We start from the raw sequence: 14279 nt of genomic DNA on the forward strand, positions 1-14279 counted from the left end.
ACCGGAGGACCTCCCCGCCATGAGCGATCGCTACCAGGGCTTCGTCTCCTCGCCGATCGGCAAGCCGCTCGCCAAGTTCGTCGGGCTGCCCAACCCCACCCGCCTGGAGCGCTGGACGGAGGGCTCCCCGCTCGTGACGGGCACCGTGCTCACCGGTGGTGTCGGCCGCCTGGCCCACGACCTCCCGGCCACGCTCGGCGAGCTCGGCATCGGGTCGGCGACCACCCCGGTCGACGGCGAGACCTACAAGGCGCTGGTCTTCGACGCGACCGGCATCACCGAGTCCTCCGGCCTGGTGGCGCTGCAGGAGTTCTTCACCCCGCTCATGCGTCGCCTCGACCGGTGCCCCCGGGTCGTCGTGCTCGGCACGACCCCGGAGTCGGTGGCGGGGAGCGAGCGCGTCGCGCAGCGGGCCCTCGAGGGGTTCACCCGGTCGCTGGGCAAGGAGATCGGCCGCGGCGGCACCGTCCAGCTCGTGCACGTCTCCCCCGGCGCCGAGGGCGCGATCGCGTCCACGCTGGCCTTCCTCCTCTCGCCCAAGTCCGCCTACGTGTCCGGGCAGGTGGTGCGCATCGGCGCGACCGGCACGACCACCGCCGAGCCGGTCGCCGACTGGGGCCGTCCCCTGGAGGGCAAGGTCGCCCTGGTGACCGGCGCCAGCCGCGGAATCGGCGAGCAGATCGCCCGTGTGCTGCACCGCGACGGGGCCACCGTCGTCGGTCTCGACGTCCCGCAGGCCGCGAGCGAGCTGCAGGCGCTGGCCCGCGAGCTCGACGGTGACCACCTGGTCCTGGACATCACCGCCAAGGACGCCCCGCAGCGGATCGCCCACCACCTGCGCACCGAGCACGGCGGCGTCGACGTCGTCGTGCACAACGCCGGCATCACCCGGGACAAGAAGCTGGCCAACATGGGCACCGACCGCTGGGAGAGCGTGATCGCGGTCAACCTCACCGCACCGGAGCGGATCACCCGCACGCTGCTCGACGAGGGGGTCGTCCACGCCAACGGCCGCATCGTCGGCGTCGCGTCCATCGCGGGCATCGCCGGCAACCTCGGGCAGACCAACTACGCCACCTCCAAGGCCGGCGTGATCGGGCTGGTGGACAGCCTGGCCGACGAGGTGGGCGACGGCATCACGGTCAACGCCGTGGCACCGGGGTTCATCATCACCGACATGACCGCAGCCGTCCCCTTCGCGACCCGCGAGGTCGGGCAGCGCCTCAACGCGATGAGCCAGGGTGGGCTCCCGGTCGACGTGGCGGAGACGATCGCCTGGTACGCCAACCCCGCCTCCACCGCCGTCAACGGCAACGTGGTCCGCGTCTGCGGCCAGATGATGCTGGGCGCCTGACGTGGTCGAGCCCACCGTTCTCAGCGGCGAGCCCGGCGGGTTCCGCACCCTCGCGCGCGCCGCACTGCCCGCCGTACCGGTCCTCAACCTGCTGCCCGGGGTGCGCAAGCAACCGGCCTCCGCGTTCGAGGGACTGGCCTACGCCCGCCAGGCGGTCGGGGTCCGGCGAGCCGACGTCGAGGCGTACGCCGCGGTGTGCGGCTTCCCGCGCAAGGACACCGTCCCCCTCCCCTACCCGCACCTCCTCGCGTTCCCGCTGCACATGGCCGTGATGAGCGACCCGGCGTTCCCGTGGCCCGCCATCGGGACCGTGCACCTCGAGAACACCATCACCGCGCACCGCCCCGTCGGTGTCGGGGAGACGCTGAACCTGACGACGTCGGTCGGTGCGCCCCGGGCCCACGCCAAGGGCACCCTGCTCGACTTCGTCACCGTCGTCACGTCCGGTGACGAGACCGTCTGGGAGTCGACGTCGACCTACCTGCGCCGCGGCCGCGGCGAGGCCGGCGCCTCGGGCGGGCTGGCGATCGAGGGCGCCCCGGCGGGAGGGATCGAGTGGCGGCTGCCGGCCGACCTGGGCCGCCGCTACGCGGCCGTCTCCGGCGACCACAACCCGATCCACCTCTACCCGTGGACGGCCCGGGCACTGGGCTTCCGCCGCCAGATCGCGCACGGCATGTGGACGTTGGCGCGGTCGGTGGCGGCGATCGAGAACCGCCTGCCCGGGGCGGTGACCGTCGAGGTCGCCTTCAAGCGGCCGGCGTTCCTGCCGGGCACCGTGGCCTTCGCGGACGTCGTCGACGCAGGTGTCCACACGTTCGCCCTGACGGCCCCGCGTGACGGCTCGCCGCACGTGGTCGGTCGCGCCACCCCCGTCTGAGCGGGCTCAGCGACACCTCAGCGACGCGGGCGGCCGAACCGGATCGTCGTCAGCGATGCTCCGGAGCTCACTGGGTGCGGAGGCGGATCAGCCCCTCCTGCGCGACGGTGGCCACCAGGGTCCCGTCCTCGGTGAAGACGCGCGCCGTGGCCAGCCCCCGGCCCCCGACCGCGGTCGGCGAGACCTGGTCGTAGAGCCACCACCGGTCGGCGCGGAAGGGACGGTGGAACCACACGGTGTGGTCGAGCGACGCCATCTGCATGCCGGGGGTGCCGAAGTGCACGCCGTGCGGCACCAGGGACGCGCCGAGCAGGGTGAGGTCGCTGGCGTAGGTGAAGGCCGCCTGGTGGGTGAGGGGGTCGTCGTCGAGCTCGCCGGCGATCCGGATCCACAGCTGCGCCCGCGCGGGGTGGTCGTCGTCCTCGGGGAGACCCATCGCGGAGGTGCCGAGGTAGCGGACGTCGAGCGCCGACCACTCGCGCTCCCACTCCCGGGCCGCCTCCGGTCCGCGCTGGCTGGCCAGGCTGGCCATCGGGACACCCCGGTCGGGCCCGACCACCTGCGGCATCCGGTCCTGGTGCTCGAACCCGTCCTCGGGCTTCTGGAAGTTGGCGGTCAGGTAGTAGATCGGCCGCCCGTGCTGGCGTGCCATCACGCGGCGGGTGGCGAAGGAGCGCCCGTCCCGGATGCGCTCCACGTCGTAGACGATCGGCACGGCCGGGTCGCCGGGGCGCAGGAAGTAGGAGTGCAGCGAGTGCATCACGAAGACGTCCTCCACGCTGCGGTTCGCGGCCACCACCGACTGGGCGGCCACCTGGCCGCCGAACACCCGCTGGCGGGCCGTGTCGGGCTGCTTGCCCCGGAACAGGTCGACGTCGAGCTGCTCGAGGACGAGCAGGGACACGAGCTCCTCGGCAGAGCCGGCCATCAGCGGTCGCCGTCCTCGTCGAGGCCGGCCAGGAACTGCTCGAACTGCTGACCGATCTCCTCGCCGGTGGGCAGCGGCTGGTCCGAGGCGAGCAGCGAGCTGCCGGACTCCTCGGCCTCGCGGAACGCGTCGTACTGGCGCTCGAGACCGTGCACGACCTCGCTGACCTCGTCGTGGGAGGAGAGGTAGCGCTCGATCTCGGTCTCGGTGATCTCCGCGGCCTCGCGAAGGTCGGTGAGGTCGAAGGCGAGGTGACCGCCGAGCTCGAGCTGCTCGAGCAGGACGGTCGCGGCCTGCGGGTACTCCATCTGCGCGAGGTAGTGCGGGATGTGCACGACGTAGCCCAGCGCGTCGTGGCCCCACTCGCCGAGCCGGATCTCCAGCAGCGACTGGGCGCTGGAGGGCACGCGCAGCTCGCCGCGCCACGGGCTCTCGCCGGTCAGCAGCTCGGCGCGGTTGGCGTGCGGGGTGACCGCGATGGGGCGGGTGTGCGGGACGGCCATCGGGACGGCGCCCAGGCTGACCACGCGGCGTACGTCGAAGCGCTCGACCACCTCGCGCACGGCGCGCGCGAAGGCCTCCCACCGGATGTCGGGCTCGGGGCCGGTGAGCAGCACGTAGGGCGTCCCGCCGGCGTCGGTCAGGGCGCGGACGACCAGGCGCGGGGCCTCGTACCCCTCGTAGTGGTCGCGCACGAAGGCGACCGGGGGCCGGCGGGCGCGGTAGTCGTGCAGGGCGTCGACGTCGAAGGTGGCCACCACCCGGCCCTCGGAGAGCGACTGCAGGTGACGAGCCGCGACCTCCGCGGACTGGCCCGCGTCGAGGAAGCCGGTCAGGACGACGACCATCGTGAGTCCGCCGGGGTCCTCGACCCCCGCGACGTCGTCGACGATGTGCACCAGCCGGGAGGGTTCTGACATGCCCCCAGCCTAGTGAGCGGCGCGGCGTGAGCGGGCACACACCGGTGAACCTGACACGATCTTGTTACCGGAGGGTAACGTGAGGCCGTCCGCACCCCCGCCCCACAGGAGTACCCGTGCCCCGTCAGCTGCGAGAGGTCGTCTTCGTCGACGGCGTGCGCACCCCGTTCGGCAAGGCCAAGGGCCAGTACGCCGAGACGCGCGCCGACGACCTCGTCATCAAGTGCATCCGCGAGCTCATGCGCCGCAACCCGTCCCTCCCGCCCGAGCGGGTCGACGAGGTCGCCGTGGCCGCCACCACCCAGATCGGCGACCAGGGCCTGACCATCGGCCGCACCGCCGCCCTGCTGTCCGGCCTGCCGCAGAGCGTCCCCGGCTTCGCGATCGACCGCATGTGCGCCGGCGCCATGACCGCGGTGACCACGACCGCCTCGGGCATCGCCTTCGGCTCCTACGACGTCGCCATCGCCGGCGGCGTCGAGCACATGGGCCGCCACCCCATGGGCGAGGGCGTGGACCCCAACCCGCGCATCCTCTCCGAGCGGATCGTCGACCCCGACGCCCTCGTGATGGGCAAGACCGCGGAGAACCTGCACGACCGCTACCCCACGATCACCAAGGAGCGCGTGGACACCTACGCCGTGCGCTCGCAGCAGAAGACCAAGGCGGCGTACGACGCGGGGTCGCTGCAGCGCGACCTCGTCCCGGTCGCCACCCGCTCCGCCGAGGACGGCTGGGGCCTGGCCACCACCGACGAGCCGATGCGCCCCGAGACGACCCTCGCGACCCTGGCCGGCCTCAAGACGCCCTTCCGCGCCCACGGCAAGGTGACCGCCGGCAACGCGGCGGGCATCAACGACGGCGCCACCGCCGCGCTGCTGGCCGACGAGGAGACCGCCCGCGAGCTCGGCCTCCCGGTGCGCATGCGGCTGGTGTCCTACTCCTTCGTCGGCGTCGAGCCCGAGGTCATGGGCGCCGGGCCGATCCCGGCCACCGAGAAGGCGCTCTCCCAGGCCGGCCTGACCATCGAGGACATCGACGCGTTCGAGGTCAACGAGGCCTTCGCCGTCCAGGTGCTCGCCTTCCTCGAGCACTTCGGCATCGCCGACGACGACGAGCGCGTCAACCCCTACGGCGGTGCCATCGCCATGGGCCACCCGCTGGCCTCGTCGGGCGTGCGGCTGATGACCCAGCTCGCCCGGCAGTTCGAGGAGCGCCCCGAGGTCCGCTACGGCCTCACGACCATGTGCATCGGCATCGGCATGGGCGGCACCGTCATCTGGGAGAACCCCCACTGGACCGGAGAGGCGGCCTGACATGACCGACATCGCACCCCTGCTCGCCCGCGCCGAGGAGATCTCGTCCGACGCCGAGCGCGTCACCCGGGCCCACCTGCGCAAGGTCGCCCTGCCGGGCGCGACCTTCGGCCTGATCACCCTCGACAACGGCGAGGACCACACGAAGCCCAACACCTTCGGTCCGCGCTCGCTGCTCGCGCTCAACACCGCGATCGACGCGGCGCTGGCCGACGACTCGATCGACGCGATCGCGGTCACCGGCAAGCCGTTCATCCTGGCCGCCGGCGCCGACCTCACCTCGATCTCCGGTGGCGGCCCCGACGCCGTGCGTGTGGTGGCCGAGCTCGGCCACGCGGTCTTCCGCAAGCTGGGCGAGGGCGGCAAGCCGTCCTTCGGGTTCATCAACGGCCTCGCCCTCGGCGGCGGCCTCGAGGTCGCCCTGCACTGCACCTACCGCACCGTGATGGACTCCGCGCCGGCCCTGGGCCTGCCCGAGGTCATGCTCGGTCTGGTCCCCGGCTGGGGTGGCGCCTACCTCGTCCCGCAGCTGGTCGGCGCGGACAAGGCCGTCACCCTGGTCCTGGAGAACCCGCTCAACAACGGGAAGACCCTGGGCGGGCAGGCGGCGTACGACTTCGGCCTGGCCGACGCGGTCTTCGGCGGCGCCGACTTCCTGGAGCAGTCGCTGCTCTGGGCGGCCTCGGTGCTGCGCGGCGAGACGGTCGTGGAGCGTCCCGAGGTCGACCGCGACGCGTGGGACGCGGCGATCGCCCGCGCCGAGGGCATCGTGCAGTCCAAGACCGGTGGCGCCTCCCCCGCCGCGAGGAAGGCCGTCGAGCTCATCGCCGGTGCCCGCGACGCGGACCGGGACGCCGGCTTCGCGGCCGAGGACGACGCCCTCGAGGAGATGTCGCGCACGCCCGAGCTCATCGCCAGCCTCTACGCCTTCGACCTGGTGCAGAAGCGGGCCAAGCGGCCCGCCGGCGCCCCCGACAAGGCACTGGCCCGCCCGGTCACCAAGGTCGGCATCGTGGGTGCCGGCCTGATGGCCAGCCAGCTGGCGCTGCTGTTCGTACGCCGCCTCGAGGTGCCGGTGGTCCTCACCGACCTCGACCAGGAGCGCGCCGACAAGGGCGTGGCCTACGTGCACGCCGAGATCGACAAGCTGCTCGCCAAGGGCCGGGGCTACAACCAGGACAAGGCCAACCGCCACAAGGCGCTGGTCACCGGGGCCACCGACAAGCAGGTCGCCTTCGGGGACGCCGACTTCGTCATCGAGGCGGTCTTCGAGGAGATGTCGGTCAAGAAGTCGGTCTTCGCCGACGTGGAGAAGGTCGTCTCGCCCGAGTGCGTGCTGGCGACCAACACCTCGTCGCTGTCGATCACCGAGATGGCCGCCGACCTCGAGCACCCGGAGCGGGTCGTGGGGTTCCACTTCTTCAACCCGGTCGCGGTGATGCCGCTGCTCGAGATCGTCAAGGGCGAGCAGACCGACGACGCCACGCTGGCCACGGCCTTCGCCACCGGCAAGGCGCTGAAGAAGACCACGATCCTGGTCAAGGACAGCCCGTCGTTCATCGTCAACCGCCTCCTCGGCCGCTTCATGGGCGAGGTCGGCCGGATCGTCGACGAGGGCACCCCGATCACCGTGGCGGACGGCGCGTTCGCCGGCGTGGCCCCGATGCCGCCCTTCATGCTGCTCTCGCTGGTGGGTCCGGCGATCGCGCTGCACAACAGCGAGACGCTGCACGGGGCGTTCCCCGACCGGTTCTACGTCTCCCCCGCGCTCGAGCGCGTGGTGGCGGCGAAGAAGTCGTCCTACTACGCCCCCGACCTCTCCATCGACCCCGAGGTCCTCGAGCTGCTCGAGAAGCCGGAGTCCCCGGTCGTGCTGACCGGACCGGAGGTGCGCGAGAAGGTCCTCGCCGGCCTGGCCGAGGAGGCCCGACTCATGCTGGACGAGGGCGTCGTCGCGGCTCCGGAGGACCTCGACCTCGCGATGATCACCGGCGCCGGGTTCTCCTTCTGGAACGGCGGCCTGACGATGCTGCTCGACATCTCGGGCATCTCGGAGAAGGTCAACGGCAAGCGCTTCCACTGAGCCGCCGCAACCGGTGACCGGAGTCCGGCCCGCCCCACACCTCGGGCGGGCCGGACTCTGGCATGCTGAGAGCCACGTTGTCGTCGGCAGGAGGCGTCCATGAGCTCAGCCATCGAGCACTCCGATAAGCATCGGGGGGCGTTCAGCTCCCGCAGGGTCTTCATCCTGGCCGCCATCGGCTCGGCCGTCGGGCTGGGCAACATCTGGCGCTTCCCGTACGTCGCCTACGAGAACGGCGGCGGCGCCTTCATCATCCCCTACCTCGTGGCCCTCCTGACGGCCGGACTGCCGTTCCTCCTGCTCGACTACGGCCTCGGCCACCGCTACCGGGGCTCCGCGCCGCTGTCCTTCCGTCGGGCCCACCGAGCGGCCGAGGGACTCGGCTGGTGGCAGGTCGGGATCTGCTTCGTGATCGCGGTCTACTACGCCGCCGTCATCGCCTGGGCCGCCCGGTACGCGTTCTTCTCCGTCGACAAGGCCTGGGGCGACGACCCGGAGGCGTTCCTCTTCGGTGACTACCTCCAGGCGGGCGACCCCGGCATCGGGCTCGACTTCGTCACCGGCGTGACCGTGCCACTGGTCCTGGTGTGGGTGGCGGTACTGGTCATCATGGCGCTGGGCGTGCAGAAGGGCATCGGCGCAGTGTCCATGTTCTTCATCCCGGTCCTCTTCGTCGCCTTCATCGCGCTCGTCGTGGTCGCGCTGACGCTCGACGGCGCCTCGGTCGGCCTCGACGCGCTGTTCACCCCCGACTGGGGCGCGCTGGGCGAGACCAGCGTGTGGATCGCGGCCTTCGGGCAGATCTTCTTCTCCCTGTCCGTGGGCTTCGGCATCATGATCACCTACGCGTCGTACGTCGGTCGGCGCAGCGACATGACCGGGTCCGGACTGGTCGTCGGTTTCGCCAACTCGGGCTTCGAGCTGCTGGCCGGCATCGGTGTCTTCGCCGCCCTCGGATTCATGGCCACGGCCGCCGGCACCGGCGTCGACGAGGTGGCGACCGACGGTCTGGGCCTGGCCTTCATCGCCTTCCCCGCGATCATCAACGAGGCTCCGCTCGGTGCGCTGATCGGCGTCCTGTTCTTCGGATCGCTCGTGGTGGCCGGCGTGACGTCGCTGGTCAGCGTGATCGAGGTGGTCATCTCTGGTGTGCGGGACAAGTTCGAGATGACGCGGACCGGTGCCTCGATGGCGGTCGGCGTCCCGGCCGCCCTCATCAGCACCGTCCTGCTGGGCACCACCACCGGGGTCTACGTCCTCGACATCATCGACCACTTCATCAACCGGTTCGGCATCCTCCTCGTGGCCGTGGTGAGCATGCTCGCGCTGTCCTGGGCCTTCCGGAAGACCGGCCTGCTGCGCGAGCACCTCAACCGCGACGGGTCCGTGCAGGTCGGCACCTGGTGGCAGTGGTTGATCGGCATCTTCGCCCCCGCGGCCCTGACCTTCATCCTCGGCAACGAGCTCATCAACAACCTCCAGGAGCCCTACGAGGGCTACCCGACCTGGATGCTCAACACCCTCGGCTGGGGCCTGGCGATCGCGGTGGCGGTCCTGGGCTTCGTCGCCGCCCGGGTGCCGTGGCGCGACGCCACCTTCCTCGGCGATCCCGAGATCCAGGCCCAGCAGGACGAGAGGAGAGCGTGATGTCCGCCGCCGCCATCACCATGATGCTGGTCGCCATGATTGTCCTGTGGGGAGGACTGGCCCTCGCCATCTGGAACATCAGCCGCTTCAAGGGCGAGGAGCCGGAGTCCGTCCAGCGCGACCTCTGATCAGGAGTACGTCGCCAGGATCCGCCGGGCCGCCTCGCGGGCCAGCCGGCCCGCGCTCATCCCGAGGACCTGCTCGAGCTCGTCGACCCGGTCCGCGGGGCTCGTGGCGGCGAGCCGGTCCAGGAGGCGCCACAGCGGGCGCTCGCCGCGGAGGTCGACGATCGCCTGGCAGGCCCACCAGCTCAGCCCGTAGTGCGCGCCCTGGTCGGGTCCGTGGAAGCCGTCGTCGGGAGGCAGCGAATCGGGTCCCGCCGCGGCTGCCTCGACCGCGGCGCGCGGCAGGAGCCGGTCCTCGGGCGCCATGGGCTGCACCGAGACCCACTCGGCGATCCCCTCGGCCAGCCAGGTCCAGACCTCGTCGTCCCGCTCGCCGACAGCGACGTGGGTGAGCTCGTGCCGGACCAGGCGGGCGAGCCGGTCGGGCGCGGCGGACAGCATCCGGGGGTGCAGCACGAACCGGTTGCCGGCCACCCGTTCGCTGCCCGGCCGCGTCGCCACCGAGAACGTGACGGCGTCGAGGTCGTCAGGGTCCTCCCCCGGCAGTCCCTCGACGCCCTCGAGCACGCCGGTGTCGGACAGCGCGTAGAGGACCACGCGGCCCGACCACTCGTGGGGCACGACGGCGCCGACCGCACCGATCCCCGTCTCGACCTCCCGCAGGACCTGCTCCGCGCTCGCCACGCTCGCGTCGTCGAAGACACCAGGTACGCCGTCACCCTCCCGGACCACGATGCTGCCGGTGTCCCAGGGCTGGCTGGTGACCTCGTGGCGGCGCTCCCACCCCCGGTCCCGGTCCCCGACGACGACCAGCCCGTCGCCGTCCGGGTCCTCGGCGAAGCTGAACCGCGCCGGCCGTACGACGGGTGCCTCGTCGTAGCCCTCGAGCTGCATCCCGATCTCGACCTCCGCCTTCCAGCGGCCGTCGTCCCCGGCGATGGTGGCCGGGTCGACGCGGTAGGACAGCCGGGAGACGGGCAGCTGCGCGAGGTTGTCGGCGTACGTCCGCTCACGTGCGACGAAGCGGACCGACCGCCGGCCCACCGTCGTCATGAAGGCACCCTCGTCACCCGTCCGCAGCGCCGTGGCCCGCCGGTCGAGCACCTCCTCCATCCGGTCCGCCAACTGCTGCGCGGCCTCCCCCTGCGGTGCTTCCTCGCGGTCCCCGTCCAGGGCACACCCGACCACCGCGAGCAGCAGCGCTGCCGCGGTCAGGAGCCTCGTGGCCGCGCGGTCAGCTCGGGTGGGAGGCATCCAGGGGCAGACGACCGTCGTCGTGGGCCGTCACGTCCTCGACGATGCCGCGTGCGATGGTCTGGGCGTCGAGGCCGATGCGCGCCAGGATCACGTCGCGCTTGGCGTGGTCGAGGAACTCCTGCGGGATGCCGTGGAGGCGGAACGGCGTCGTCACGCCGGCGTCGTTGAGGGTCTGCAGCAGCGTGGCGCCGCAGCCGCCGACCCGGCCGTTGTCCTCGACGCTGACCACCAGCCGGTGCCGGCGTGCCAGCTCGACGATGGCGGGGTCCACGGGCTTGACCCAGCGGGGGTCGACGACGGTGACGCCGATGCCCTGGGCGGTGAGCCGCTCGGCCACGTCGACCGCGACGGTGGCCATCGAGCCGACGGCGACGACGAGGACGTCCTGCTCGCCGGTGTGGACGAGCACGTCGGCACCGCCCGCCTTGGACAGCGTCGGGATGTCCTCGGGCGGCGGGCCCTTGGGGAAGCGCACGACGGTGGGGGCGTCGGAGACCTCCACGGCCTCGTCGAGCAGCTCGCGAAGCCGGGTGACGTCGCGCGGCGCGGCCAGCCGCAGCCCGGGGACGACCTGGAGGATGGACATGTCCCACATGCCGTTGTGGCTGGCGCCGTCGTCGCCGGTGACGCCCGAGCGGTCGAGGACGAAGGTCACCCCGCACCTGTGCAGGGCGCAGTCCATGAGGACCTGGTCGAAGGCCCGGTTGAGGAACGTCGCGTAGACCGCGAAGACCGGGTGCATGCCGCCCATCGCGAGGCCGGCGGCCGACGTGGCCGCGTGCTGCTCGGCGATGCCGACGTCGAAGGTGCGCTCGGGGAACCTTGCCGCGAACGCGTCGAGCCCGACCGGGTGCATCATCGCCGCGGTGATGGCCACCACGTCCTTGCGGCGCTCGCCGACCTCGACGATCGCGTCGGAGAAGTGGTCGGTCCAGATGCGGCCCTTCGGCTTCTCCGCGCCCGTCTGGACGTCGAAGGGACCGGGCGCGTGGAACTGGTCGGCCTCGTGGCGCTCGGCGGGGTCGTAGCCGTAGCCCTTGCGGGTGATGGCGTGCACGATGACCGGGCCACCGAAGCGCTTGGCCTTCGTCAGTGCGCCCTCCATCGCCGCGCGGTCGTGGCCGTCGATGGGGCCGACGTACTTGAGGCCGAGGTCCTCGAAGAGGCCCTGCGGGGCGAGGGCGTCCTTCATGCCCTTCTTCACCGCGTGCAGGGCGTCGTACGCCGCGTGCCCGATGCCGGGGACGGCATTGAGGCGGCGCTTGACGACCTCGAGGACCCGCTCGTACTGCGGGTCGGTGCGCAGCGTGGTGAGCGCGGTGGCGAGTCCGCCGATGGTCGGCGTGTAGGAGCGGCCGTTGTCGTTGACGACGATCACCAGCCGGCTCTGCGGGTTGATCGCGATGTTGTTGAGGGCCTCCCAGGCCATGCCGCCGGTCAGGGCGCCGTCGCCGATGACCGCGACCACGTGACGGTCCTCACCCCGGATGGCGTAGGCCTTGGCCAGCCCGTCGGCGTAGGACAGCGCGGTCGAGGCGTGGGAGTTCTCCACGATGTCGTGCTCGGACTCGGCCTGGCTCGGGTAGCCGCTGACGCCACCCTCCTTGCGCAGGGTGCCGAACTCGGCATGGCGACCCGTGACCAGCTTGTGCACGTAGGACTGGTGCCCGGTGTCGAGGACGACGCGGTCGCGCGGGCTGTCGAAGACCCGGTGGATGGCCAGCGTCAGCTCGACGACGCCGAGGTTGGGGCCGAGGTGGCCCGAGTTGGTGGCCACGGTCCGGATCATCAGGTCCCGGATCTCGGCCGCCAGTGCGTCCAGCTGGTCGTCGGTGAGCCCGCGCAGGTCCTGCGGGGACGTGATCGACTGGAGATGACCCATGCCGGGGAGTCTATGCGGCGAGCTCTCTCAAGGCAGATCGTGGACGGCCACCGCCGGCTCGTGCAGGCTGCCCATCCAGACCCGCCCCGCGTGCTCACGGACACCGGTGACCATGTGGTAGCCCGGCTCGTCGAGGTCGACGTCGTGCACCAGCGTGCCGTCGTCGTCGTAGGCCTGCACCCGGATCGTCTGCGCGGGCGCGGGCTGGAAGCGCTGGGGGATCCTCGTGACGGCCCTGCGGAGCAGCAACGGCGCCCTCTGCAGCCGCTCCACGACCGGGTCGGTCGGGCTGCCGATGGTGACCCAGATCAGGCCGTCGCTCCCTCGGGAGATGTTGTCGGGGTAGCCCGGCAGGTCGCCGACCAGCAGGTCCCGCTCCCCCGCCCGCGGCCCCTGGAGCCAGCGTCGTACGACGGTGCGCGCCCCGCTCTCGGCGACCGCGACGAAGCGCTCGTCGAGGCTCAGGGCGACGCCGTTGGCGAAGGCGAGGCCGTCGAGGACGACGGTCACGGCGCCGTCGGGGTCGCGGCGCAGCAGCCGACCGGTGCGCGTGTCCTGGACGAAGTCGTCCTTCCACTGGTCGATCCCGTAGCGGGTGGATGAGTCGCTGAACCAGATGGTGCCGTCGGCGGCGATCGCCGCGTTGTTGCAGAAGCGTATCGGCACCCCGTCGACGCTGGCCGCCAGCGTCTCGACCGAGGCGTCGCCTTCCGGGTCGTGGACCACCAGCAGCCCGCGGCGGGCGTCGCAGACCAGGAGGTCGCCGTCCTCGAAGAGCTCGAGGCCCAGCGGTCGGCCGCCGGTGTGGGCGACGCGGCGGATCTCCTGGCCGTCGGGGCTCAGGCGGAAGATCGAGCCGTCCTCAGTGCCGGTGTAGACGTGGCCGTCGGGCGTGACGACGACGTCCTCGGCGCCCGGGCCGGGGACGGGGTGGACGGTGAAGGTCATGGCGCCATGCTGGCGTACACGTCACTGCGGAGGAAGGCAGGGACGATGGCCGTCGCTCCCTTGGTGAGCGGCAGGTCGCCGACCGTGGCGGGGTCCACGAACACGATCTGGCGGCCCTCCCGGCAGTCGATGTCCGCGTCGCCCAGGTCGGCCTCGGCGGCGTACACCCACATCCGGTCCCAGGTGCCGTAGGCCTCCCGGTGGTCGTTGGCGAAGGTCCCGACCTCGCGCAGGTCCTCCCGGGAGAGGGCCACTCCGGTCTCCTCCTCGAGCTCGCGCAGGGCACCCTCCGCGGGCGACTCCCCCGGCTCCAGATGGCCGCCGGAGAGCCCCCAGGTCTCGGGGTCGATGCGGGGGTGCTCGTCGCGCTCCTGCATCAGGATCCAGCCCCGGCGGTCGACGAGGATCACTCCCGCGAAGGCTCGGGCGTCCTCCGGTGGGACGGGTGTGTGCTCGGCTGCCCAGGCGCGGACCGCGCCCAGCGCCGCCAGGGTGGACGACACCACCGGCCTCTCCTCGACGGTGGCGGGGTCGACGAAGACGATCTGCCGCCCCTCCCGGCAGTCCACGTCGGCGTCGCCGAGCTCGGTCGGCGCGACGAAGACGTGGTAGCGGAACCGGCCGATCGGCGACTCCTGCTCGAGCTCACCGAGGTCGTCGACCAGGTCGGGATCGACGACGATGCCGGTCTCCTCGGCCAGCTCGCGCAGGGCGCCGTCCCTCGGCGACTCCCCCGGCGCGAGGCCGCCCCCGGGGAAGCACCACGCGTCGGGCCAGACCGGTGCGTGCTCGTCGCGCTCCTGCATCAGGAGCCAGCCCCGCGGGTCGACGAGCGTCATGCAGACGAAGTCCGTGCGCACCTCGGGCTGTGTCGTGTCCGGTCCCATGGCGGGCAACCTACTCGGCGGCGCCCGGCAGGGGCATGACAGGCGCGTGGGG

12 protein-coding genes are annotated in these 14279 nt (G+C 72.1%); 6 read left to right on the forward strand and 6 right to left on the reverse strand.

Going from position 1 to position 14279, the window contains the following annotated elements:
- Nucleotides 1–19: 19 nt before the first annotated feature.
- Entirely contained in the window at nt 20–1354 is a 1335-nt protein-coding gene (locus DAI17_RS17605; protein ID WP_107774533.1) for a 3-oxoacyl-ACP reductase, read from the forward strand.
- A gap of 1 nt (nt 1355) precedes the next feature.
- Nucleotides 1356–2234, forward strand: a complete 879-nt coding sequence (locus DAI17_RS17610) for a MaoC family dehydratase (RefSeq protein WP_107774534.1) — start codon at nt 1356–1358, stop codon at nt 2232–2234.
- 67 nt (nt 2235–2301) lie between these two features.
- Here DAI17_RS17610 and DAI17_RS17615 read toward each other — a convergent pair whose 3' ends face one another.
- Both DAI17_RS17615 and DAI17_RS17620 read right to left on the reverse strand, forming a co-directional pair.
- The gene (locus DAI17_RS17615; protein ID WP_107774535.1) at nt 2302–3162 is read right to left on the reverse strand and encodes an acyl-CoA thioesterase; all 861 of its coding nucleotides are present in this window, start codon (nt 3160–3162) and stop codon (nt 2302–2304) included.
- Nucleotides 3162–4082, reverse strand: coding sequence for a proteasome assembly chaperone family protein (locus tag DAI17_RS17620; RefSeq protein ID WP_107774536.1), 921 nt, complete (start codon nt 4080–4082; stop codon nt 3162–3164). The genes DAI17_RS17615 and DAI17_RS17620 overlap by 1 nt, the downstream gene beginning before the upstream one ends.
- A gap of 116 nt (nt 4083–4198) precedes the next feature.
- On the opposite strand from DAI17_RS17620, the gene DAI17_RS17625 reads away from it, so the two are divergent.
- From DAI17_RS17625 to DAI17_RS17640, 4 genes are all read left to right on the forward strand, one after another.
- Complete coding sequence (locus DAI17_RS17625; RefSeq protein ID WP_107774537.1) at nt 4199–5398, forward strand: thiolase family protein; 1200 nt, start codon at nt 4199–4201, stop codon at nt 5396–5398.
- Nucleotide 5399: 1 nt separating this feature from the next.
- Entirely contained in the window at nt 5400–7481 is a 2082-nt protein-coding gene (locus DAI17_RS17630) for a 3-hydroxyacyl-CoA dehydrogenase NAD-binding domain-containing protein (protein ID WP_107774538.1), read from the forward strand.
- A 99-nt stretch (nt 7482–7580) separates the two neighbouring features.
- A complete protein-coding gene (locus DAI17_RS17635; protein ID WP_107774539.1) occupies nt 7581–9128 on the forward strand; it encodes a sodium-dependent transporter in 1548 nt (515 codons plus the stop codon).
- Nucleotides 9128–9256, forward strand: a complete 129-nt coding sequence (locus DAI17_RS17640) for a methionine/alanine import family NSS transporter small subunit (RefSeq protein WP_107774540.1) — start codon at nt 9128–9130, stop codon at nt 9254–9256. Before DAI17_RS17635 ends, DAI17_RS17640 begins: the two co-directional genes overlap by 1 nt.
- On the opposite strand, the gene DAI17_RS17645 is transcribed toward DAI17_RS17640, so the two are convergent.
- The 4 genes from DAI17_RS17645 to DAI17_RS21610 are packed head-to-tail and all read right to left on the reverse strand — an operon-like array spanning nt 9257 to nt 14227.
- Nucleotides 9257–10507 (reverse strand): hypothetical protein, encoded by a 1251-nt coding sequence (locus DAI17_RS17645; protein ID WP_107774541.1) that lies wholly within the window; start codon nt 10505–10507, stop codon nt 9257–9259. It lies immediately after the preceding gene.
- A complete protein-coding gene (dxs, locus tag DAI17_RS17650) occupies nt 10488–12392 on the reverse strand; it encodes a 1-deoxy-D-xylulose-5-phosphate synthase (RefSeq protein WP_107774542.1) in 1905 nt (634 codons plus the stop codon). Before dxs ends, DAI17_RS17645 begins: the two co-directional genes overlap by 20 nt.
- A 27-nt stretch (nt 12393–12419) precedes the next feature.
- Nucleotides 12420–13340: an SMP-30/gluconolactonase/LRE family protein gene (locus tag DAI17_RS17655; RefSeq protein WP_107774543.1), complete on the reverse strand. Its 921-nt coding sequence runs from the start codon at nt 13338–13340 to the stop codon at nt 12420–12422.
- The gene (locus tag DAI17_RS21610) at nt 13337–14227 is read right to left on the reverse strand and encodes an NUDIX domain-containing protein (protein ID WP_107774544.1); all 891 of its coding nucleotides are present in this window, start codon (nt 14225–14227) and stop codon (nt 13337–13339) included. Before DAI17_RS21610 ends, DAI17_RS17655 begins: the two co-directional genes overlap by 4 nt.
- Between the last annotated feature and the right edge of the window lie 52 nt (nt 14228–14279).

This window comes from Nocardioides sediminis (assembly GCF_003047295.1).
GTDB classification, from domain to species: Bacteria; Actinomycetota; Actinomycetes; order Propionibacteriales; family Nocardioidaceae; genus Nocardioides; species Nocardioides sediminis.